The organism is Erythrobacter sp. SDW2 (assembly GCF_021431965.1).
GTDB lineage: Bacteria > Pseudomonadota > Alphaproteobacteria > Sphingomonadales > Sphingomonadaceae > Parerythrobacter.
The window spans coordinates 593,908-616,010 of record NZ_CP090370.1 but is presented as its reverse complement, the minus strand read 5'-3'; the positions used below and the strand labels follow the sequence as shown (position 1 = coordinate 616,010).

Sequence of the window (22,103 nt, the reverse complement as noted above, 5' to 3'; positions counted from 1 at the left end):
TATGACCGGTCTGATGGCAGGCAAGCGCGGGCTCATCATGGGGCTCGCCAACGACAAGTCGCTCGCCTGGGGTATCGCCCAGAAGCTGGCCGAGCACGGGGCCGAGCTGGCTTTCTCCTATCAGGGCGAAGCGCTGGCGAAGCGGGTTGTTCCGCTGGCCGAACAGCTCGGCAGCGATTTCTGCTTCGATTGCGACGTGTCGGATATGGAAGCACTCGACCGCGCCTTCGATACGCTGAAGCGCCGGTGGGAGACGATCGATTTCGTGGTCCACGCGATCGGCTTTTCCGACAAGAACGAACTGCGCGGGAAGTATGTCGACACCAGCCTCGAGAATTTCCTGATGACCATGAACATCTCGGCATACAGCCTGGTGGCCGTCGCCAAGCGGGCGGCGGAAATGATGCCCAACGGCGGCAGCATCGTGACGCTGACCTATTACGGCGCGGAAAAGGTCATCCCGCATTACAACGTCATGGGCGTCGCCAAGGCGGCGCTGGAGACGAGCGTGAAGTATCTTGCCAACGATCTCGGCCCGCAGAACATCCGCGTCAACGCGATCAGCGCGGGCCCGGTCAAGACGCTGGCGGCGAGCGGGATCGGCGACTTCCGCTACATCCTCAAATGGAACGAATACAACTCGCCGCTGCGGCGCAATATCACGATCGAGGATGTCGGCGGTTCGGGGCTTTACTTCCTTTCCGACCTCTCCTCCGGTGTGACCGGCGAGACCCACCATGTCGATGGCGGCTATCACGTTGTCGGGATGAAGCAGGAAGACGCCCCGGATATCACCGTAAGCTGACTTTCACGACTTGCCGCTAGAAGCGGCGGGCACCCCTAGCTGTCAACGGGCAGCCCGGGGTCGAAAGGAACACGATGCGCGTACTGATTACCGGGGTAGCGGGCTTTATCGGCGCGGAACTCGCAGCCCGCCTGCTGGCGCGCGGGGACGAAGTCGTCGGGATCGACAATCTCAACGACTACTACCAGGTCAGCCTCAAGGAAGCTCGTCTCGCCCGCCTGCGTGGCGAGGGGGGTGAGCGCTTCGTCTTCCACAAGCTCGATTTCGCCGACTACGCGCTGCTGGCACGGACACTGGCGGACGAGCCGTTCGAGCGGATCGTCCATCTCGGAGCGCAAGCGGGGGTGCGCTATTCGATCGAGAACCCGCATGCCTATGTGCAGTCCAATCTGGTCGGGCACCTGAACCTGCTGGAGATCGCCCGGCACCGGGGCGCGGCGCATATGGTCTATGCCAGCTCCAGCTCGGTCTATGGCGGCAACGCCAAGTTGCCCTTCGCGGTCGAGGACCGGGCCGATCACCCCGTCTCGCTCTATGCCGCGACAAAACGCGCCGACGAGCTGATGAGCGAGACCTACGCGCACCTCTTCCGCCTGCCGTTGACGGGCCTGCGCTTTTTCACGGTCTATGGCCCCTGGGGCCGGCCCGACATGATGCTGTGGAACTTTACCCGCCGCATCCTCGCGGGAGAGAGCATCCCGGTGTTCAATCACGGCGATATGTACCGCGACTTCACCTATATCGACGATATCGTTTCGGGCGTCGTCGCCGCGCTCGACCATCCACCTGCCAATGACGGGGAGGAAAAGGCCGGCGGCTCGGTGAAGCCGCATGCGCTCTACAACATCGGCAACAATCGAAGCGAGCATCTGATGCGTGTCATCGAAGTGCTGGAGCAGGCCTGCGGGCGCAAGGCCGAGCTCGAAATGCTGCCGATGCAGCCGGGCGACGTGCACAAGACCTATGCCGATATCGGCGCGATCCAGCGCGACCTCGGTTATGCGCCGACTACCGCCGTCGACGTCGGCGTGCCTCGGTTTGTCGAATGGTACTGCGCCTATCACGGCCAATCGCGCCCGATGTAACAAATGCGCCCTTCCCATTGGGGGGAGGGGCGTTTAGGGCCGCATCGAAACACGCCAGGTATCACTGACGGGACATCGATGAGCCTCAATTCCATCCTTATCACCGGCGGCACCGGCTCGTTCGGCAAAACCATGCTGCGGGCGCTGCTCGACGACGGCGTGCCCGAAGTGCGCATCCTCAGCCGCGATGAAGAAAAGCAGGACGCGCTGCGCAATGCCCTGCGCGATCCGCGGGTGCGCTATTACATCGGCGACATACGGGACCGCGGCAGCGTCGAGCGGGCGCTGAAAGGCGTCGATGCGGTGTTCCATGCCGCGGCGCTCAAACAGGTGCCGAGTTGCGAATTCTTCCCGCTGGAAGCGGTGCGGACCAATATCATCGGTTCGGAAAACGTCATTCGCGCCTCGATCGAGGCCGGGGTGCAGAGCCTCGTCTGCCTCTCGACCGACAAGGCGGTGCAGCCGATCAATGCCATGGGCATGTCCAAGGCGATGATGGAAAAGCACGCCCAGGCCGCCGCGCGCGAAGTGGGGGCGGGCGGGACGACGATCTCCTGCGTCCGCTATGGCAATGTGATGTATTCGCGCGGCAGCGTGATCCCGCTGTTCATCAGGCAGATCAAGGCGGGCGATCCGATCACGGTGACCGAGCCGAAGATGACCCGCTTCCTGATGCCGCTGCGCGATAGCGTCGAGCTGGTCCGCTTCGCCTTCGCCCAGGCGCGGCAGGGCGATCTGTTCATCAAGAAGGCCCCGGCCTCGACCATCGAGGACCTTGTCACCGCGCTGCTCGAACTGTTCGAAGTACCGGACCACGAGGTCAAGGTGATCGGCTGGCGCCATGCCGAGAAACTCTACGAAACCCTCGCCAGCCAGCAGGAACTGGCGACGGCGGAGGATCTGGGCGAATACTGGCGGCTGCAGCTCGACGAGCGCGATCTCAACTATTCGGCCTATTTCTCCGAAGGCGACACCGAACACAAACCGCCGCAGGAGGATTTCCATTCGCACAATGCCGAGCGGCTGACCGTGGAGGGCGTGAAGGAATTGCTGCTGTCGCTGCCCGAAGTGCGGGCGGAGCTGGAAAGCTGGCAGGCCGCGCGATGAAGATCGCCGTCACCGGGGCGAAGGGCCTGCTCGGCTGGCACGCCGCGGCCCGGATCCACGCCCAGGCCTGCGCCGCGCGCTATCGCGGCGAGGATCCCGAGCATGAATTGGTGCAGATCGACCGGGCCACCTTCGAGGACACTGCCGCGCTGGCCGACGCATTGCAGGGCGTCGAGGCGATTCTCCACTTCGCCGGGATCAACCGCGGCGAGGAAGCCGAGGTCGAGGCAGGCAACCCGGCCATCGCCCGCCAACTGATCGCGGGTTGCGAGGCAGCAGGGATCGCCCCGCATGTCGTCTATGCCAATTCGACCCATGCTGCGCATGACACTTTCTATGGCCGCTCGAAGCGGATCGCGGGCGAACTGCTGGCGGCGTTCGCACCCAAGTTCACCGACCTGGTGCTGCCGCATATCTTCGGCGAATGCGCCAAGCCCTATTACAACAATGTCACCGCCACGCTGATCGACCAGATCTGGCAGGGCGGGGAGCCGACGCTCAACCCCGAAGGCCGCGTCCAGCTGCTCCATGCCGGCGAGGCGGCACAGATGGCGATCGACGCGGTGCTGCACGGCAGGGTCGGCAAGCTGGCGCCGCATGGCCGCGACACCGGGGTGGTCGAGCTCTACGAGAAGCTCAAGCGCTTCCACGCGCTCTACATCGGCAACATCATCCCGGACGTTTCCGACCCGTTCGACCTGGCGCTGTTCAACAGCTACCGCACCGCCGCCTATCCGGCGCATTATCCGTTCAGGCTCAAGGTCAACGAGGACCATCGCGGCAGGCTGTTCGAGAGCGCCAAGGGCGGCAATGCCAGCCACACCTTCCTTTCAACCACCCACCCCGGCAAGACGCGTGGCGATCACTTCCACTACGACCTGATCGAGCGGTTCCTGGTGGTGAAGGGCGAAGCGGTAATCCGCATCCGCAAGGTGCTGACCGACGAGGTCCACGAGTTCCGCGTCTCGGGCGACGAACCCGCCGCGATCGACCAGATCCCGCTCCACACCCACAATATCGAGAACGTCGGCGACGAAGAGGTCATCACCTTCTTCTGGTCGCACCGCATGTTCGACCCCGCCAATCCCGACACCTATGCCGACCCGGTCTGAGGACGCCTAGGAGCAAGCTTCCATGACGAAACTCAAAGTCACCACCGTCCTCGGCACCCGCCCCGAAATCATCCGCCTCAGCCGGGTCATGGCGCGGCTCGACGAGCATACCGAGCACCGCATCGTCCACACCGGGCAGAACTGGGACTACGAGCTCAACGAGGTGTTCTTCAGCGACCTCGGCGTGCGCAAGCCGGACAATTTTCTCGGCGTCGACACCTCCAGCCTTGGCGCGGTGCTGGGCGGCATCCTGATCGAGACCGAGAAGGAACTGAAGGAACACCGGCCGGATGCGCTGCTGGTGCTGGGCGATACCAACAGCGCCATCGCCGCGATCATGGCCCGGCGGATGAAGATCCCGGTCTATCACATGGAGGCCGGCAACCGCAGCTTCGACCGTAATGTGCCGGAGGAGACCAACCGCCGGCTGGTCGACCACATCAGCGACTTCAACCTGGTCTATACCGAGCACGCCCGCCGCCATCTGCTGAGCGAAGGCATGCAGCACCGCCGGGTCTATCTGACCGGCTCGCCCATGCGCGAAGTGCTGGAGACCTACCGTTCGCAGATCGAAGCCTCGGCTATCCTGGGCCAGCTGGGGCTGGAGAAGGCTAAGTATTTCATCGTCTCGCTCCACCGCGAGGAGAATGTCGACAGCAAGCCGCGGCTGGCGCAGCTGGTCGAGGCATTGAACGGCCTCGCCGCGCGCTATGACGTGCCGGTGATCGTCTCGACCCACCCACGCACCCGCAAGCGGCTCGACGCGATGGACGTGAAGTTCGACAGCCGCGTGCGCGACCTCAAGCCGTTCGGCTTCCACGATTACAACCACCTGCAGATGAACGCCTTCTGCGCCATCAGCGACAGCGGCACAATTGCCGAGGAAAGCTCGATCCTCGATTTTCCCGCCATCACCCCGCGCGACGCAATCGAGCGCCCCGAGGCGATGGACACCGGCAATATCGTCGTCACCGGGCTCGATGCGGGCACCATCGGCGAAGCGGTCGAGCTGGTGACCAAGATCCACGCCGCACGGGAGGCGGCGGGCGAACATTGCCCGATCCCGGAGGACTACGCGATTACCAATACCTCCGAACGCGTGGTCAAGCTGATCCTCGGCACCGCCCGGCTGTCCAACGGCTGGGACGGCATCCGCATGCACGACTACATCTGAGGTTCGCGGCGATGAGCCCGGCGCAACGGTTTACCAAGCGGGCCTTCGACCTCGCGCTGGCAGCGCCGGGGCTGGTCGTCAGCGCGCCGGTGATCGCCATTGCGGCCATGCTGGCACGGCGCGACACCGGGGCCAGCGGCATCTTCCGCCAACAGCGGATCGGGCGCCATGGCCGACCCTTCACTGTCTACAAGATCCGCACCATGCGCGCGGTCGAAGGAACATCTGTGACGACAGTCGGAGATGCCCGCATCACCCCGCTCGGCGCCAGGCTGCGCCGCTGGAAGATCGACGAACTGCCGCAGCTGTGGAACGTGGTGAAGGGCGAGATGAGCTTCGTCGGCCCCCGCCCCGATGTCGCGGGCTTTGCCGATACGCTTGAAGGCGCAGACCGTGAAGTACTGGAGCTGCGCCCGGGCATCACTGGCCCCGCCACGCTCAAATACCGCAACGAGGAACAGCTTCTCTCCGAGGCTGACGATCCAGAGGCCTACAACCGCGAGGTCATCTGGCCCGACAAGGTCGCGATCAATCGCGATTATCTCCACCATTACAGCCTTGCCCGTGACATCGCGATGATCTGGCAGACAGTGGCGAGGCGCTAGGCCGGTGAAGATCCTCATCCTCTACCGCCATTTCTGGCCCGACAGTCCGCCTTACGCCTCGATGCTGCGTAGCATCGCACGGCGGCTGGCGACCGAAGGCCACGAGGTGACGATCTGGACGCAGGAGCCGAGCTACAAGCAGAGTGATCTTGCCCTCCGCATGCGGCGCCGCGAGATGGTGGACGGTATCAGGGTGGAGCGGTTCGGCGTGCTGCCCGGTTTCCGGCGTATCGGACCCGTGCGGGTTCTCGACAAGCTGGCATTCCCGATCCGCCTGCTGCTCAAGGCGCTGTGGCGGCGGCTCAAGGGCGAGCGCTATGACCTTGTCTGGACCGCCACGATCCCGCCCGTTGCGCAAGGGATGATCGGGCGGTGGATCGCAGCGTTGTTCGGCGCCAAATTCCTCTACCACTGCCAGGACCTGTACCCCGAGCTGGGCGGGCACAGCGGGATCTGGAAGGAAGGCGGCCTGCTCGACCGCATGCTGTCCGGCATTGAGCGCCGCAACCGCGCCCATGCCGATGTGCTGGTGGCACTGTCGGACGATATGGCGGCGACCGTGCGTGGGCTCGCCAGCCCGCGCGGCGAACTGGAGGTGATCAACAATTTCATGCTGGAGAACTTCGCGGGCGAAGACGCGAAGGCAGCCCTGCCCCCGCCTCCGGTGCGCGAAAAGGTGCGACTGATCTTCGCCGGCAACCTCGGCCAGTTCCAGGGGCTCGACCTGCTGGTCGAAGCGATGAAGCTGGTCGAGGCACAGCGGCAGGATATCGAGCTGGTCTTCATGGGCGAAGGCAAGGCGCTGGCGGGCCTCAAGGCGCAAGCGGCGGGTCTGCGCGCGGTGGTGTTCGAACCCCACCGCCCGTTCGAGGCCGCCCGGGCCGAGATTGCCGCAGCCGATGTCGGCATCGTCAGCCTCGAGCCCGGCCTCTACCGGCTGGCCTTCCCGTCCAAGACGCTGACCTATCTCGGCCTCGGCCTGCCGCTGCTGTGCGTGGTCGAGCCGGAGAGCCAGCTCGCCCGGATGGTGGCCGACAACGGTCTCGGCTGGGTCGCACCGCGCGATCCGGCAGCGATTGCCGCCGCGATTTGCCGAATCGGCGATGAGCGGGCACATCTTCCCGCCATGCGCGGCAAGGCATCGGAATGGTTCGCCACCAAGCTAGACCGTCCCGCGGTGCTGGACCGCTGGAGCGCCATGATCGGCGGGCTTGAAGGAGCGCGGCCATGAGGATCGCCTTCGACGGGCTCAACATCCGCAAGGGTGGCGGCCAGACGGTGATGCTGCGGCTTGCCCGCGCCTTTGCCCGCGCCGGGCACGGCGTCGAGATCTTCACCGGTACACCCGACATGGGCGAGCGCGGTGCGGCACTTGGCGACGAGGTCCGCTTCACCTATATCCCCGCCGCCGCCAGCGCTTTCGGCGCGCTCAAGGTGCGCCACGCGCAGTGGGACGGGCTGATGGCCGAGAAGCGCTGCGACACCGCCTTCGGGTTCAACTACTGGATCCCGACGAGCCTGCCGCAAGCGACGTATCACATCAACGTCATCCCCTTCCTGCCTTTCGCCGAGCGCCGGGGCGCAGTAGGTTTCACGCGGGCGCTGATCCAGTCGCGCTATGCCAGGGCGGCGCTGACGCGAAGCGCAGTCAACATCTTCGAAAGCGAGCACATTCGCGATCTGGCACGGCAGGCCCATGGCAGCGCGATCCGCAACCCGCATGTCCGCTACATCGGTGTCGAATTGCCGCGCGAGGCGGCGATTCCCGCTATGCCCGCACGCACCATCGCGGCAGTCACCAGCCCGGCCCTGCACAAGCACAACGAATACCTGTTCGACCTGCACCGCCTGCTGGCAGAGCGGCATCCGGACAATCCGGTCGGTCTCAAGCTGATTGGCATCACCCCCGAAGCGCTCGATGCCAACGAACATGTCGCTGCGCGCAAGGATTATGCGCTGGGGCAGGAGAGCATCGACTTTGTCGGCTATGTCGACCGCCCGCGCCTGTTTGCCGAATTGGCCAACTCATTGGCGCTGGTCTCTTTCAGCGAGCTCGAAAGCTTCTTCATGGTCGCGCTGGAAAGCATGGCGGTAGGCTGTCCCGCCATCGCGACCGACGTGTCCTCGATCCGCGAAAGCGTCGGCGCTGCCGGGCTGTTGGTGCCGCCGGGCGATGTCGCTGCCGCTGCCGATCATGTCGAGCGCCTACTCGATCCCGTTTTCCGCAAGGCCCGGCAGGTCCAGGGGCTGGCGTGGGTGGAACGGTTCGAATCCGAGAGCTGCGCCGATGCCATCGTCGCGCTGTGCGATGAACTCGCGCACGCTGCAGGCTGATACCGATGCGGTCGGAAGTCACCAGGATTGCCGGAAATTACCTGCGGCTGATGGCAGGCTTCGTCATCGGCCTGCTGCTGGTACGGCAGCTACTCAACTACGGCAGCGATATCTTCAACATCTTCACCATCGTCACGGTGGGGGCGGGTGTCGGCATCATGCTGCGCGAGCTCTTGCGGATTGCCCTTACCTCGCACCTGTCAGAAGCATGGGCTGGACGGGATGAGGCCGGAGGACACGAGGCATTCCGTGGCGTCTTCCGTCAGGCCATGGCGCTTTCGGCGGTCGCCTGCCTCGTCGGGCTGGCGCTGATGGCGATGCTGGCGCTGGCACTGCCCCGGCTCGACATCGCAGCGGAGAACATCGGGGCGGCAAGGGTGTTCGTGGGTGCCCGTGCCGTGATCCTTGCGGCGACTGTCTTGATCTCGCCCCTGCTGACGATGCTGATGGTAATGCAGCGATTCGGCCGCATGAACACGCTGATGACGCTGGAGCGGGTGGCCGATTTCATCGCGGTGCTGCTGCCGCTCGTGCTGCTGGCCCCGGGTTTCGAAGGTGGGAGCGCCCTGATTCTGTTCGGCCTGGCCAGCGCCGCGCTCACCTCGTCGCTCTACCTGTTCGCTGCATGGCGGATCGTTCGCGAGGCGCCCGAACTGCTTCGCCCGGGCTGGAGCTGGGGAGCCCTCGACAAGCGCAAGGCATTGACCCGTTCGATCCTGTGGGCGCTGGCGCTGGTGTTCTCGTTCAATCTCTACCTCAGGTTCGACACCTTCTTCATCAACGCCCATTTCGGCGCGGCAGCGACCATCGCCTTTGGCCTGACGGTTCAGTTGATCGGCATGGTTCGCCAGTTGACGGCGGGGATCGTCATGGGACTCGATGCGGTTGCGGCAAAGTTCCGCTTCGGCGCGCGCGAGGCCGACAGGGGCGGCGGTTTCGACCGGATCCTGGCGCTGAGCAATTACCTGCAGACAATCATTTCGGGCAGCGCCATCGTGATGTTGTCGGTCTGGCTCGACGAGTTGCTGCAATTGTGGGTGGGCGGGCGCGTACCCGATGCTTCGGTGCTGGAACTGACCCGGTCGCTGGTGCTGGTGATGCTGTTCGGCATCGCCGCGATCGCCCTGTCGGATGGCTGGGCCGGTGCGCTCGACGGAACAGGCAAGAACCGGCTTTACGTGCGCTATACCGCCACTTTGGCGGCGGCTAACGCTGCAGCCTTGCTTGTATTGGGCCAACTTGGTCTTGTCACGCCTCTGGGACTGGCGTTCCTGTTCAGCGGACTGCTCGCGATCGGCCATTTGCTGATCGTGCCGCAAGTTTATGCCAAGGAAACGGGCGTTCCGGTCAGGACACTGCTCGCACCTATCCTGAGGGGCATGCCCGCTCCGGCCCTCTCGGCGGCGGTCTCGTTGACCCTTCACGACCGACTGGCCGCGCTCCATCCGCTTGCCGCCGTGATCATCAGCGGCAGCATCGTCGGTTTGATTGCGCTGGCTGATGTCGCGCTCTACTTGCGCGGCACGAGAACCTCCGGGGCCTAGGACCGGGTGCTCAGAGGATGGGCAGGAACGCCGCCGACGATTGTTCCCGGTGCCACATCCCTGCTAACAACAGCGCCCGCAGCGACCGCCGCACCGGCGCCAATCGTTACACCCGGCAGAATGACCGCCCCCGCCCCGATCAGCACGTCGTCGCCGATTACCACCGGCGCACTGCGCGGGCCGCCATCCCTGCCGAATGGTTCATCGGTGACCGAATAGATGCAAATGTTCGAGGAGATATTGCACCGCTCTCCGATCGAGATGCCGCCGGTCCCAGCGAGAACGCAATTGTATCCGATATGACAACCTGCGCCTATTGCTATGTGACCCTTCGACCCGGCAACAAGGGCGGAATGGCAATAGAGCTTCACCCCAGCGCCCAAGACAATGCGGCGGGGATCCTCGAACCGAACCCTGCCGATACTGAGGCCGGGTGACTTGAACCAAAGGCGCAGTATGGCACCCCTGATTCGTCTTTCGACCGCGAAGCGATGGTCTGGCGAGGCGAAAACCGAGAAGAACCCGGCGCCCCAGCCAGCTGCCGAGGCAACGAGAAAGAGGAGTTGAAACAGGAACACGCTCATCGCACGAAGCCAGAGAGATATCTTTGCAGGAAGCCCACAGGTATCGCCAAGGCGAAGAACTGCACCATCGTCATCAAGAAGCGCGCAAAGTGGCCACCGAACCAGAAAAACACCGCCACAACGGCGATCAACGACAGGATCGCGTTGAGTTTTGCGTCCAGGCTTCGATTCTGCGCCAGTGCCAGTGTCTTTGTCATCAAGCCGACGATCAGTCCGAGCAGGATGATGCCGATCGTTCGGGCGTTCAGCCATGCTTCTGCGACGATGCCGGGTGGCACACCCCCGACGATATTGCGCTGCAACAGCGCTTCGTCCTGGAGATACGGGCGTAGCTCGCCTCCCAGCTCTTCTGGCTTGTCCGGCCAGAATGTTCGCGGCACGAACTGCATGACGGGATCCACAAACAGCGTCCTTCCGTACAGGGTCGGGGCTTTGTTTTCGATCGCCACGCTCGACATCGTCGTGGAGAGATAGCCGCCATAGTTCGCATTCAGCGTGATCCCGTCGAGTGCGACCGAAACATACTCGATCGGTTCGATCTCCACCTTGGAACCGATCGTGTTGCGCTCGAAGGTGACATAGCCAACGAAGAAGGCGACAAAGGGAGTGGCAGCGACGATCAGCGCAAAGTCACGAATTGTCAGACGTTTCGCTGCTGCCATTGCATAGGGCAAGATGAAAAAGATGAGATAGGTTCGCAGGCTGATGACCAATGCCGCGACCGTGATAGCGACACCGCAGATAAGGATGTATCGCGCCCTCGCCTTCGAATAGAAGAGATAATAACTCAGACCCATGATGTAGAACAACACGGAGTGCAGGAGGAAGGTGAGCGGTCCGAAGCGGGTGGTCACCCCGCTGGCAGTTTCGTACACCCGTTTCGCCGACAATGCGTCTTGCGACGTACTGAGGAAGATGGCTGCCACGCTCAGGACCATGGCAAAAGCCGCCAAGGGGATGACCTGTGCTTCAGCAAATCGAATGCCCTCGAAGAGTCGGGTGGGAGCCTTCCTGATGCCCCCGAAATGAAGGTGGCTTCCCAGCGCCATGGCAAAAACGAAAGCGGTAACCATAACTGCCCCGCGGGTGATCTCGTCATCGCTCAACGTGAACAGATAAAGGCGCACATCCCCGGTGTGATCGGCCAGCGTCAGCTGCGCACCCCGGACCAGATTATAGATGAACCATAGCGCGAACAGCGTATTGGCCAGGGAAACCGGCCGTTGCTCCTTGACCGAGAGGCACAGCCAGAGCAGGCCGAGCTGGGTCAGGAAGTTGGCAATGTAGAAGTTGGTGAGTTCGGGCAAGGCATAGCAGGAAAAACCCGTAACGATGGCCGAGACGACTGTAATCGTCGTATAGAACGCCATCCAGTCACCGCTGCGCGGCAAGCTGCGCGGATCGCGGATCCAGTCGCGGTGAGAGGGATGATGTACACTTGCCATGCCGATCTCCCCTGCAGTCAGGCAACTGCAGCGAGGCGCATCAAGTTGAACTTGGCACCATTATGTGAACTGGCAAGTCGCTGCCTGGCGATTGCTGGTGGATTGCCATCGGGAACAGACTTCACGCTCATGCAGGCACCACGCCCTGGTTCACAGGCCCATGGGCCCACGCCTTTGCGCAGGAAGCTGCTGTTGTCGGCTAGGCCGGGGCGACGATCGGCCTGGCGCTCGAAACTGTACCGCTCTGCTAGTGCACGGCACTCTTCCATGTTCCTGTTGCCGCCCATCCCCAGCCGGATGCGGAACGAGTCTGCACCGGTATCGGCCATCATTGTTTCGTAGCGAGGCTCGGCCAGCATCCGCGCCAGCCAGGTGCCGCCGCTCTTGCGATGAGTCTTAACCAGCGGATAGAAATCCCACGGGATCGCGCTGTTGAGCAGGTTCCACCAACGCGCCGGTCTTTGTTCGATCAGCACCGGTTCAGCCCCCGAACACCGCGCGGACGCGCTCGATCACTTCGCCTTGCTCTTCGGCCGTCATGTCACTGCCAGAGGGCAGGCACAGGCCCTGGTCGAACAGCAGCTCGTCGAAGCCTTCGCCGACATAGCGCGTCCCATCGAACAGCGGCTGCATATGCATCGGCTTCCACAGCGGGCGGCTTTCGATCTGGTATTCGAGCAATGCCAGGCGGATGTCCTCGCGGGAGACGACGCCCACCGCCGGATCGACCCGCATGGCCGAAAGCCAGCGCGAACCATGCGACCAGTTGGGCTCCGGCATGAAGCTGACGCCGGGCAGGTCCGACAAGGCCTCGACATAGCGGGCAAATACCGCACGGCGTTGTTCGACGCGCCGGTCGAGCACTTCGAACTGGCCGAGGCCGATCCCGGCGCAGACATTGCTCAGACGGTAATTGAACCCATAGACGCTGTGTTCGTAGTGCGGGGCCGGATCGCGCGCCTGGGTCGAAAGGAACCGGGCCCGGTCGATCAGTGCTTGATCGCGCGAGACGAGCATGCCGCCGCCGCTGGTGGTGATGATCTTGTTGCCATTGAAACTGAGGATCGAGGCATCGCCACCGCTGCCGCATTTGCGCCCATGCACGCTGGCGCCGGCGCTTTCCGCCGCATCGACGATCAACTTGACGCCGTATTGCGCCGCCAGCGGCTCCAGCCGCGAAAGATCGCAGCCCATGCCGTAAAGATCGGTCGGGACGATCGCCTTGGGCAGCTTGCCGCGCTTGGCTGCATCTGCCAGCGCCTCTTCCAGCAGGTCCGGCGAGACGGTCCAGCTTTCGCGGGCAAGGTCGAAGAACACCGGGGTCGCGCCTTCGTAAAGGATCGGGAAGCATCCGCCGGCAAAGGTCATCGACGAGACCCAGACCTCGTCCCCTTGCTCGAGGTCGAGCATGTGCAGGGCCAGGTGCAACGCCGCCGAACCGCTCGACAGGCCGAGGCAATGGACCCCGTCACCGAGGTATTCGGCAAAGCGTTCCTCGAATTCGGTCAGCAACGGGCCGAGGGGAGCGATGAAATTGCTTTCGAACGCCTTCGCGACATAGCCCTGCTCGGTGCCGCCCATGTGGGGTCGTGATAGCCAGATGCGCATGACGGGCCTCTAGTCCGAATAGCCAAGCCGGTCGAGTACCGGCCGGACAATGGCAATGACGTCGGCGCTGGCGCTGGCAAGCGCCGCTGCCCCTTTACCGACCGAACTGGTGCGGACATTGCCAGCGGCCGCAGCACAATCCGCCGACGAGACATCGGCGACGGCAAAGGCGGCAATCGCCTCCAGCGCCCGGGCCGGCTGTGTGACGAAGGATTCATAGGCCAGGCCATGCACCCGTTCCGGATGAAGCCGGGCGAGATCGTCCTGGGCGATGGTCACGCAATCGGCCCATTGCCGCGCGCAAATCAAATCGAGACCGGCGTCGGGGGGCAGGTCGAGCATCGCCGGGCTTATCGGCCCCCAGCTGGCCATGTGCTCCGCCTGGCCGGCCAGCATCCGCGCGCGCGCCTTGAGGAAGCGCAAGCCATAGACCGGTAGATCCCGCAGCGGCGTGAAGCGGATCTTCGACCAGTAATAGGGCAGCGAGGGGATTTCCATTTCACCGCGCCAGCGCTTGCGCGCCGAAGCGAGCACATCGCCGCCATGCCGGTGGAGAAACACGAACTGCGCTTCGGGGAAGATCGCGGCGAGGAAAGGCACGCGCAGGCTGTTGGCGCAGGTTTTCTCGACCAGGAACGCCGGCCTGCCCTGCCGTTCCCATTCGCGCTTGAAAGCCCCGCGGATAAAGCGGGCCACGGCCGGGCGTGCCTGCGTGGCATCGAAGCGGTCATGTGGCATGCCGATATTGCCATGCCGCATGATCGGGTTGATCTCGTCACATGGCCACGTCGCAAACCCCGGCAGCGTGCACAGCGCGTCACGCAGGATATTGGTCCCGGAGCGGCCCGCGCCGATGATGATCAGCGGGCGAAAAGGCAGATCGGCTCGGCTCATAGTCACTGGCGTCGGCCGGAGTTTCCTCCGCCCGGGGAGTCAGGATTCCTTGCGCAGGGTAATGGAATCGATGGCAATATCGACGCCATCGATCGGTGCATCATTGCGGTAGGCAATCTCAAGCAGGTAGTAGCGGCAGCCTGCTGGCAATCGCAGGACCTGTGCCGCTTCGCTCGCTGCGGCGAAGGGTGCCGACCGGATCGCTTCGCCATCGTTTTCGGCGCAGCGCAGGTTAAGCGAAATAGTGACATCGCCGGGATTTGTGGCGGTGAAAAGGACGGAGGTTCGGTAGGCACCTTGCTCCAGGGCAACGAGCCGCCGCGCAGCTACGCCGCCGGTGGCCGGTGCAGCCGAGATCATCATCTTGCCCGCCGCCGGCTCGATCGAACTGCTGAAATCGCCGTCGGTCACCAGGTCCCAGTCGAGCGGAGGGAAAGTGGGGGCGCGTTCGAACGGGAAGGACAGGTCGCGGGCACCCTGCTTGCCGGTCAGAAAGCGATAATAGGACAGCGCATCGGCAAACTTGTTCTCGGCGACGAGATTGCCAATGAGGCCGCGGTCGACTTCCAGCGCCCTGCCCTGCTGCTTGCCCAGCTCCATCCGCAGGCGCATCGCCGGCAAGGCAACCTCGGGGCGTCGGACCGCTTCGAGCCAGAAGTCGTCTTGCCATGCCGGTCGCGCCTCGAGCAACTTGATCAGCGGCGCGCGCAATTGTTCCTGCTCCAGCCCCTTGACCAGCGGGGGTATCAGCAGCGGAGCCGAGCTCTCGCTGACGCGCAGGGTCATGTCGAAATAGGTAAAGGCGGTCGCGTCGTCCCCCAGCTGCGCATAATCCTGGCTCAGCCAGATATTGGCCGCTGCCTCGCGCTTGGAAATCGCTGGCAGCAGCCGCATGATCCGTCGTGCCTCGTCGTCATTGCCTTCGGCCTGGCGGGACAATGCGATGATGCGCGGGGCCTGGACGGCCAGCGGCTCCAGCGCAAAAGCGCGCCGTGAATAGTCGATCGAGGCCTGCGGGATCTGGTCGGGCAAGGCGCCCTGGTTATCCTTGATCGTTTGCTTGAGGATGGCATCTGCCGCCTCGGCATAGACCCGGCCGCTTTCAGGCACCATGTCGACCACAGCCAGTGGTGCGCGGGCGCTGGCGATGGAGCCCGACGCAGCCATGGCTGAAAACGCCGCTGCCAGCAGCCCTGCTAGCCAGATCAGGCCGGTGCGGGCCGAGAAACTGAACCCCGCCATGGACCGTCAGTTCTTTCCGTAGGTGTAGCCGTAGCCATACTTGTCGCCGTAGCCATAGCCGTAGCTAGAATTGCGATTGTCGACCTTGGTCACGATCGCGCCGAAGACATTGGCATTGGCATCGCGCAGCCGCTGGATCGCAGTTTCGATTGCCCGCAGGCGGCTGCCGTTGGCTTCAATGGTGAAGATTACCCCTTCCACCGTCGAGGCAATCAGCGGGGAGTCAGCAAGCCCGAGCACCGGCGGACCGTCGACGACATAGTGGTCGAACGGCTGGTTGCCGGACTGCAGCAGTTCGGCCAGCCGCGGTCCGGTCAGCAATTCGGCCGGGTTCGGCGGGATCGGACCGGCGGCCAGCAACGACAGGTTGTCGACGTCGGTCGGCTGCACGAGGCTCGCCACATCGTCTTCACCCGCGAGATAGTTGCTGAGACCCACCGCACGGCCATCTCCGATGAACAGGTGCGCGGACGGGTTGCGCAGGTCGGCGTCGATCAGCAGCACGCGCTTGCCGGTTCTTGCCAGCACGCGAGCCAGCGCCACGGCCGAGGTCGACTTGCCTTCGTTGGGCATTGTGCTGGTGAACAGCATCGAGCGCGGCGTACCATGGCCGGTCAGGAACGACAGGCTGGTGCCGATCGAGAAGTAGGCTTCCGACACGATCGACTTCACATCGTTGAGGTCTTCCGACAGCCGCTCTTCCTCGAGTGCCGGCACCACCCCGAGGGTCGGCAAGCCAAGCAGGCGCTTCACGTCCTGCGGATCGCGCAGGCTCTGGTTGAGCTGTTCGCGCAAGAACACATAGGCCGCTGCCAGGCCAAGGCCCGCCAGCAAGGAAACGGCGAGGTAGAGGAGCAGGTTTGGGCTCGATGGGTGCTTTGGTACCGTCGCCCGATCGACGATCGAGATATTGTTCGCCCCGACGCCGGCGACACCGATTTCCTTGTAACGCTGCAGCAGCGCATCATAGAGCTGGCGGTTGGTGTTCACCTCGCGCTGATAGATATTGTACTGGATGGAAGCCTGGTTCTGGCCCGCGAACTGGCCTTTCAAGGCCTGCACTTGCGCTGCCAGCTGCTGTTCACGCTGCAACGCCTCGTTGTAGGATTCCCGACCGACCGAGCGAACCCGGCCTTCTTCCTGTGCGATACTCTTATCGAGCGCGGCGATTTCCGAAGTCAGCTGCTCCACCGCCGGATAGGCCGGCTCGAAAGTCGCCAACAGTTTTTTCGCGTTCCGCAACCACCAGTGCGCGCCGCTGGCGGAGGGCGTTGATGGCAGGATTGTTCAAGGCTTCGCGGGTGCCCGAACTCTGGCGCCAGGCGCTTTCTGCCCGGATACGGTCCGCCCTCGCCTCTGCCAATGCCTGGTTCATCGCTTGCAGATCCGAAGACACCAAAGTGGTCCGCTGGGTCATTTCCCCACCGGGTGTCTCGGCGCCGCCGAAGGTCACGATTTCGTTGGCGGAGGCGTAGTCTACGAGTCGTTTTTCCGATTCTTCAAGCTTGATCCGTTGAGCCTCCAGCTCCTTTTCGAGCTTCTTGCGTGCATCAACCGTGGATGCAGAGCGCTTGGCAAGATTTGCCGCCATGAACTGGTCTACCCAGCTATTGGCAATGCGAGCCGACAGTTCCCGGTCAGGGCTCGTAAACTTGACGTCCACCAGGCTGGAACCGCGAATTGGCGCGATACTGACATTCTGCAGCAAGATGCCGACAGCCGCTTCGAGCCGGGCCGACGAGCGCCCATTGTTGATGGCTGTCTCGTTCGCTTGCTCGATCTGGACAGTGCTATCGGTCGAGACGCCGAAAGTAGTAAAGAAATCCTCGTCATTGGCGAGGCCGAGGTCACGCGCCACCCGCGTCGCCAGCGAACGCGCCTGGAGTAACGCGTACTGTGTGTCGTAAAATTCCTGGTCACGCGAACGGTCCACCTCGTCAACGGCTTCGACATTGGTGATGTTGGCGTCGTAGCGGCTGATCTCGATCCGCGCGCTGGCAGTATACAGCGGTGTCGTCAGCAGTGTCGCCACGAGGCCTGCGATAAGCGAAGCGGCGATGATCGCGAGGACCGCCCACTTGTGGTTGTTGATGATCCGGAACAACTGCTCCGCCGGCGGCAGGCCGAGGCGGCGCTGGGTGTATTCGGTGTCAACTTCGGGATAGATCCCGGTCCCGACGTGCGGGGCAAGCGATGCTGCGGGGTAGCCGTTGGCCATGGTCTATGCGGTCCTGTTAATTATTGGCGCAGGGCCACAATCAGCGGCGTAGTGAGGAGCGGGCCAAGGCCCAGGATCTGGTCGATCATCCGGCGGGTGGGGGAATCGCCGACAATAATCACGTCGTTGGCGTAGACTTCCGGGTCGGCATAATTGCCACGGCGAATGCCCTTGAGGCTATAGACCCCGACCAGTCGCTGTCCGTCCACTTCCCGGAAGATGACGACATCTTCTAGATTGGCGTATTCCGCTACGCCGCCGGCCTGCGCCACGGCACGCATCAGAGTCATTCGGCCGACCACCGGAAACAGACCCGGCTTCTCGACCTCTCCGTCCACGGTAACCACCTGGCCCACCGATTCTTCCAGATTGACCGTTACCTGCGGCTCACGCACGTATCGGCCTCGTAGTCTGGTCTCGATATCGGTGGCGAGTTCCTGGGGCGTGCGCCCGGCAGCTTCTACCACACCGATCAGCGGAAACGACAGTCGACCGCTGGCATCGATCTGAACTTCGCGTTTGAGCTCGTCGACCCCGAAAACGTCGATCGTCAGCTTGTCGAAGGGGCCGATCAGGTATGGCCGCGTGTTGGCCGACAGATCGGTCCGGGTCGGCGCCGGCAGCTCGTTGCCGGCGATAACTTCCACACCTTCACCGCCGAGCGGCGGCACGCTGGCACAGCCCGAAATCACTGTGGCCAAAAGGGCCAGGAAGAGCATTCTTACCATCGATCAAATCCAAGCTTTCGTTCCAACTAGAGGGTGCATGCCACGGCGTAAACCGCAAATCGGCTAGCGATTCCGGCGTCCTTCGCGGCCCTCCGGCTGACCGCTGCTGAGCGGTTCGCGCTCGATCCACAAGGTAGCGAAGGCCAGCGCGGCGACCACCATGACGCTGGGAACCCGCACCGGGTAATCCACCAGGCTCGCAACCGCCAGCAACAGCATTATGCCTGCTGCCATCAGGCGGCGGCGGCGCAATTCTCCCGCCTCCGCGCGCCATGCCGCGAATGTTTTCACACCCATGGCCAGCACGCTGCCGAGCAGGATCACGACCGCCGGCAAGCCGCCTTCGATCACGAACTGGAGCCAGTCATTGTGCGCATTGTTGAGATATTTGGGACCCAGCAGCGCCACCGGCTCATAGATCCGATAGACATATTCGAACGATCCGAAGCCCGAGCCCCAGACGACCATGTCACCCGCCATCTCGGTCAAGGTCGGGAAAACCTGGACGCGCAGGTTCTCCAGCGCCCCGTCATCGAACAACCGGTCAAGTGCCAGTGCGCGCGACGACAGGATCACTATTCCCACCAGCGCAGCGAGGAATAGCCCAAGCCCGCCGAGCAGGGCGGTGCGTGACAGCCTCACCTGTTTACCGAGGGCAAAGTTCTGCGGGACAAGCGGCGCCTGCGCGATAAGGCCCATTGCCAGCAGGAGCCCGAGTCCGGCACAAATCAGACCGGCGCGCGATCCGGCCAGGAAGATCACCGGCACAAGAAACACCAGCGGCGCCAGCGCCAGCAGGCCCTTCATCCCGGCGCCGCTCTGGCGCGGCCGGATGGCCCCGAACTGCCAGGCCGCGACCAGCAGCATGGCCGCCAGCAAAACGCCCTGGTGGTTGCGATTGGCGAACAGGCCGGTGGCGTAACCTGACGGGCTGAATGCATGAAAATAGAAGGCCCCGGTGGTGATCTGCAGAACGCCGAGGGCCGCACTCACCAGCGCCATGACCAGGACCACGCTCCAGACCTGCCGCCGCCCCTCGGGCTCCTGAATCGCAAACAGCGCCAATGCGGCCGCGGGAACCAGAAGTGAAAAGAGCGCATTCCAGGTCTTGGCAGGCGACATCGAGAGCGGGCGCCAGAGGCCATCCATGCCAAGCGCCTGCCCCATCTCGGCGATGGGCTGGCGTCCGGGCAGGCCGGACCACAACGACGGTGGTAGCGGAACCAGCTGCAGCCAGATAACAAGTGCCAGCGCCGCGAGCAGCAGGATCGGGACGCGCACCAGCCGCCATTGCTCGCGAGTCATGCCGGCTGCGGCATAGGCGAGGAACAGCGCGGCCAGCGGACGCAGGATGACCAGTGAAGGGACATCGTGCCGCGAACTGCCGCCGAGCACGAACAACAGCACGACGAAGCTCGCCAATGCGGCGAAGCGGGCAGTCGGCGAATAGAACCGGGAAAGCCGTGTTTTGGGCTGGGCTGTCATTGTGGGCATTATCGGGGGCTTGGCCCAAGTGAGCATGACGGTCAACGCCTTGGGGCATTGCCTTAGCCGCTCGCTTGGGCCGTTATGCGACCTTGTTGTCTCGGTTGTGTTCGAATTCCGGCACGATGCGGTGGAGCAAGGCGATGGCCTGCTCCGGATCATCGGTCTCGGCCAACTGCTTGAGGGCAGCGTCGAGCCTGGGCCAGGGCATGAAGTCCTCGTGCGCCTTCATGATCCGGGCATGCTTGGTCTCTTCCGGCTTTTCGCCAATCAGCAGTTCCTCATAAAGCTTCTCCCCGGGCCGCAGACCGACTTCGACAATCTCGATATCCCCATCCGGGTGCTGAGCATCGCGCACAGTGAGGCCGGATAGCCGCACCATCAAGCGAGCGAGATCGGAGATCCTCGTCGGCTTGCCCATATCGAGCACAAAGACCTCGCCACCGCTGGCAAGCCCTCCCGCCTGGATCACGAGATTGGCCGCCTCGGGAATGGTCATGAAGTAGCGGGTCACCGCCTTGTGTGTCAGCGTGATGGGGCCGCCGGCCTCGATCTGGCGGCGGAACAGCGGCACGACAGAGCCGCTCGAGCCCAGCACATTGCCGAAACGGACCATGGAGAAGCGGGTCTTCGCACTGGTCGCTGCAAAGGCCTGCACCACCTGCTCTGCCGCGCGCTTGGATGCGCCCATGACATTGGTCGGCCGCACCGCCTTGTCGGTCGAGATCAGGATGAAGTCGGCAACCCCGGCGCGCGCCGATGCTTCCACCAGCGTCCGGGTCCCGACGATATTGTTGCGCATTGCCGCGATCGGATTGGCTTCGACCAGCGGCACATGCTTGTAGGCCGCGGCATGGTAGACCGTGTCGACCGAATGCTCGGCAAAGACCTGGTCGAGCCGCTCGGCCGCCTGGATCGAGTCGAGCACCGGCACCAGTTCCAAGCTGCGCGATTCCGCCGCCAGCTTTTTCGTCAACTCCTGGTGGATCGCGTAGAGCGCGAATTCCGAAACTTCGAACAATACCAGTTTGCGCGCCCCGATCATGACGATCTGCCTGCACAGTTCGCTGCCGATGGAGCCGCCGGCACCGGTGACCATGACAGTCTTGCCCACCACCGTCCGGCCGAGCAGCAATTCGTTGGGCTGGACGGGTTCGCGCCCCAGCAGGTCCTCGATATCGAGCGGGCGGATATCGCTGAACGAGACCTTGCCATCGACGATTTCGCTCATGGTGGGCAGCGTCTGCACCAGCACGTTGAATTCGCCGAGGTTCTTGAGGATCTGGCGCCGCCGCTTGCGTGTAACGCCCGGCAGAGCGAGCAGGATATCGGTTACCTCCTGGCGCTCGATCAGCTTCTCCAGCTCGCCGGTCCAGCAAACGGGCAGGCCATCCAGACGCTGCCCGTCGAGCCGCTTGTCATCGTCGATATAGCCGCAAAGTTGGAAGCGAGGGTCGCTGCGCATGGTGCTCGCCAACTGCTGACCGGTCCTTCCCGCACCGTAGATCAGCACCCGGCGAACGTCGCCACCGAACTTGCGGCGCTCCAGCACGTCGACGATCAGCGCCCGGATGATCACGCGCGAGGCCGCAACGAAGATGAAGAACAGCATCGGCTGCAGCAGGCCCAGCGTACGCGGCACGGTTGGGATGCCATAGAAGGTGAAAACAGCGGCCAGAACGGCCGTATAGATCAGAAACGCGCGCACCAGCGTACGCAACATTCCGACCCCAGCGTAGCGGAAGATGGTGTTGTAGACACCCGACCATATGAACGCCGGCAGCATCACTGCGAGGGCTGTACCGCCGAACTTGAGGATCGGGTCGTTCCAGAACGCCCACTCCCCCATCCGCAGGGAATAGGCCATCCACACCGACTGGACGAGCAGCACCAGGTCGAGCGCGAGCACTGTCAACCGCTTCTGCCCGCGGGTGAACACAGCCACGCGTTCGAGCGCGCGCACTAAAGTGCCGATCAGAACATCAAGTAGCCATTGCATCGGCCGAGCCGTCCCTGTGTCACCATGCCCGGAGATATTTCCTCGGACATTACCATCACAAATGCCGCAACCCACCAGCAAGGCATTGAAATCCTTGTGCCGCCAAAAGCAGCAGGTGACGGCCCTTAGTTTAC

The 22,103-nt window shown here is 63.4% G+C and carries 19 protein-coding genes and 2 pseudogenes; 9 read left to right on the top strand and 12 right to left on the bottom strand.

Annotated features, from left to right (window positions below; translation table 11 throughout):
• Nucleotide 1: 1 nt before the first annotated feature.
• From fabI to LY632_RS02960, 9 genes are all read left to right on the top strand, one after another.
• Nucleotides 2-805 carry an enoyl-ACP reductase FabI gene (gene fabI / locus LY632_RS03000; RefSeq protein WP_234092330.1) on the top strand — a complete coding sequence of 268 codons (804 nt, stop codon included), beginning with the start codon at nucleotides 2-4 and terminating at the stop codon, nucleotides 803-805.
• A 74-nt stretch (nucleotides 806-879) separates the two neighbouring features.
• The gene (locus LY632_RS02995) at nucleotides 880-1,890 is read left to right on the top strand and encodes an NAD-dependent epimerase/dehydratase family protein (protein ID WP_234092329.1); all 1,011 of its coding nucleotides are present in this window, start codon (nucleotides 880-882) and stop codon (nucleotides 1,888-1,890) included.
• Between the two features lie 78 nt (nucleotides 1,891-1,968).
• Entirely contained in the window at nucleotides 1,969-2,997 is a 1,029-nt protein-coding gene (locus tag LY632_RS02990; protein WP_234092328.1) for a polysaccharide biosynthesis protein, read from the top strand.
• Entirely contained in the window at nucleotides 2,994-4,109 is a 1,116-nt protein-coding gene (locus LY632_RS02985) for an NAD-dependent epimerase/dehydratase family protein (protein ID WP_234092327.1), read from the top strand. The genes LY632_RS02990 and LY632_RS02985 overlap by 4 nt, the downstream gene beginning before the upstream one ends.
• 22 nt (nucleotides 4,110-4,131) lie before the next feature.
• Nucleotides 4,132-5,283 carry a non-hydrolyzing UDP-N-acetylglucosamine 2-epimerase gene (gene wecB / locus LY632_RS02980; RefSeq protein ID WP_234092326.1) on the top strand — a complete coding sequence of 384 codons (1,152 nt, stop codon included), beginning with the start codon at nucleotides 4,132-4,134 and terminating at the stop codon, nucleotides 5,281-5,283.
• A gap of 11 nt (nucleotides 5,284-5,294) precedes the next feature.
• Nucleotides 5,295-5,888 (top strand): sugar transferase, encoded by a 594-nt coding sequence (locus LY632_RS02975; RefSeq protein WP_234092325.1) that lies wholly within the window; start codon nucleotides 5,295-5,297, stop codon nucleotides 5,886-5,888.
• A 4-nt stretch (nucleotides 5,889-5,892) separates the two neighbouring features.
• Nucleotides 5,893-7,119, top strand: a complete 1,227-nt coding sequence (locus tag LY632_RS02970; RefSeq protein ID WP_234092324.1) for a glycosyltransferase family 4 protein — start codon at nucleotides 5,893-5,895, stop codon at nucleotides 7,117-7,119.
• Nucleotides 7,116-8,222 (top strand): glycosyltransferase family 4 protein, encoded by a 1,107-nt coding sequence (locus tag LY632_RS02965; RefSeq protein WP_234092323.1) that lies wholly within the window; start codon nucleotides 7,116-7,118, stop codon nucleotides 8,220-8,222. Before LY632_RS02970 ends, LY632_RS02965 begins: the two co-directional genes overlap by 4 nt.
• A gap of 5 nt (nucleotides 8,223-8,227) precedes the next feature.
• Complete coding sequence (locus tag LY632_RS02960) at nucleotides 8,228-9,766, top strand: hypothetical protein (protein ID WP_234092322.1); 1,539 nt, start codon at nucleotides 8,228-8,230, stop codon at nucleotides 9,764-9,766.
• 23 nt (nucleotides 9,767-9,789) lie between these two features.
• Here the strand turns inward: LY632_RS02960 and LY632_RS14310 are convergent.
• From LY632_RS14310 to LY632_RS02905, 12 genes and pseudogenes are all read right to left on the bottom strand, one after another.
• Nucleotides 9,790-9,924 (bottom strand): annotated as a pseudogene (locus tag LY632_RS14310) (DapH/DapD/GlmU-related protein); the annotation flags it as partial.
• A 102-nt stretch (nucleotides 9,925-10,026) separates the two neighbouring features.
• A pseudogene (locus LY632_RS14305) lies at nucleotides 10,027-10,350 on the bottom strand (hypothetical protein); the annotation flags it as partial.
• Complete coding sequence (locus LY632_RS02950; RefSeq protein ID WP_234092320.1) at nucleotides 10,347-11,795, bottom strand: O-antigen polymerase; 1,449 nt, start codon at nucleotides 11,793-11,795, stop codon at nucleotides 10,347-10,349. The gene LY632_RS02950 and the pseudogene LY632_RS14305, both read right to left, overlap by 4 nt.
• Nucleotides 11,796-11,812: 17 nt before the next feature.
• Nucleotides 11,813-12,271 carry a hypothetical protein gene (locus tag LY632_RS02945; RefSeq protein ID WP_234092319.1) on the bottom strand — a complete coding sequence of 153 codons (459 nt, stop codon included), beginning with the start codon at nucleotides 12,269-12,271 and terminating at the stop codon, nucleotides 11,813-11,815.
• Nucleotides 12,272-12,275: 4 nt separating this feature from the next.
• Nucleotides 12,276-13,376 carry a DegT/DnrJ/EryC1/StrS aminotransferase family protein gene (locus LY632_RS02940; protein ID WP_305040823.1) on the bottom strand — a complete coding sequence of 367 codons (1,101 nt, stop codon included), beginning with the start codon at nucleotides 13,374-13,376 and terminating at the stop codon, nucleotides 12,276-12,278.
• Nucleotides 13,377-13,412: 36 nt separating this feature from the next.
• The gene (locus LY632_RS02935) at nucleotides 13,413-14,297 is read right to left on the bottom strand and encodes a sulfotransferase (protein WP_234092317.1); all 885 of its coding nucleotides are present in this window, start codon (nucleotides 14,295-14,297) and stop codon (nucleotides 13,413-13,415) included.
• Nucleotides 14,298-14,336: 39 nt separating this feature from the next.
• Nucleotides 14,337-15,539, bottom strand: coding sequence for a hypothetical protein (locus LY632_RS02930; protein ID WP_234092316.1), 1,203 nt, complete (start codon nucleotides 15,537-15,539; stop codon nucleotides 14,337-14,339).
• A 6-nt stretch (nucleotides 15,540-15,545) separates the two neighbouring features.
• A complete protein-coding gene (locus tag LY632_RS02925; protein WP_234092315.1) occupies nucleotides 15,546-16,760 on the bottom strand; it encodes a polysaccharide biosynthesis tyrosine autokinase in 1,215 nt (404 codons plus the stop codon).
• Nucleotides 16,693-17,643 carry a Wzz/FepE/Etk N-terminal domain-containing protein gene (locus tag LY632_RS02920; RefSeq protein WP_234092314.1) on the bottom strand — a complete coding sequence of 317 codons (951 nt, stop codon included), beginning with the start codon at nucleotides 17,641-17,643 and terminating at the stop codon, nucleotides 16,693-16,695. Before LY632_RS02920 ends, LY632_RS02925 begins: the two co-directional genes overlap by 68 nt.
• 134 nt (nucleotides 17,644-17,777) lie before the next feature.
• Nucleotides 17,778-18,485 carry a polysaccharide biosynthesis/export family protein gene (locus LY632_RS02915; RefSeq protein WP_234092313.1) on the bottom strand — a complete coding sequence of 236 codons (708 nt, stop codon included), beginning with the start codon at nucleotides 18,483-18,485 and terminating at the stop codon, nucleotides 17,778-17,780.
• 63 nt (nucleotides 18,486-18,548) lie between these two features.
• Nucleotides 18,549-19,979 carry an O-antigen ligase gene (locus LY632_RS02910; protein ID WP_234092312.1) on the bottom strand — a complete coding sequence of 477 codons (1,431 nt, stop codon included), beginning with the start codon at nucleotides 19,977-19,979 and terminating at the stop codon, nucleotides 18,549-18,551.
• A 73-nt stretch (nucleotides 19,980-20,052) separates the two neighbouring features.
• Entirely contained in the window at nucleotides 20,053-21,969 is a 1,917-nt protein-coding gene (locus LY632_RS02905; protein ID WP_234092311.1) for a nucleoside-diphosphate sugar epimerase/dehydratase, read from the bottom strand.
• Nucleotides 21,970-22,103: the final 134 nt, after the last annotated feature.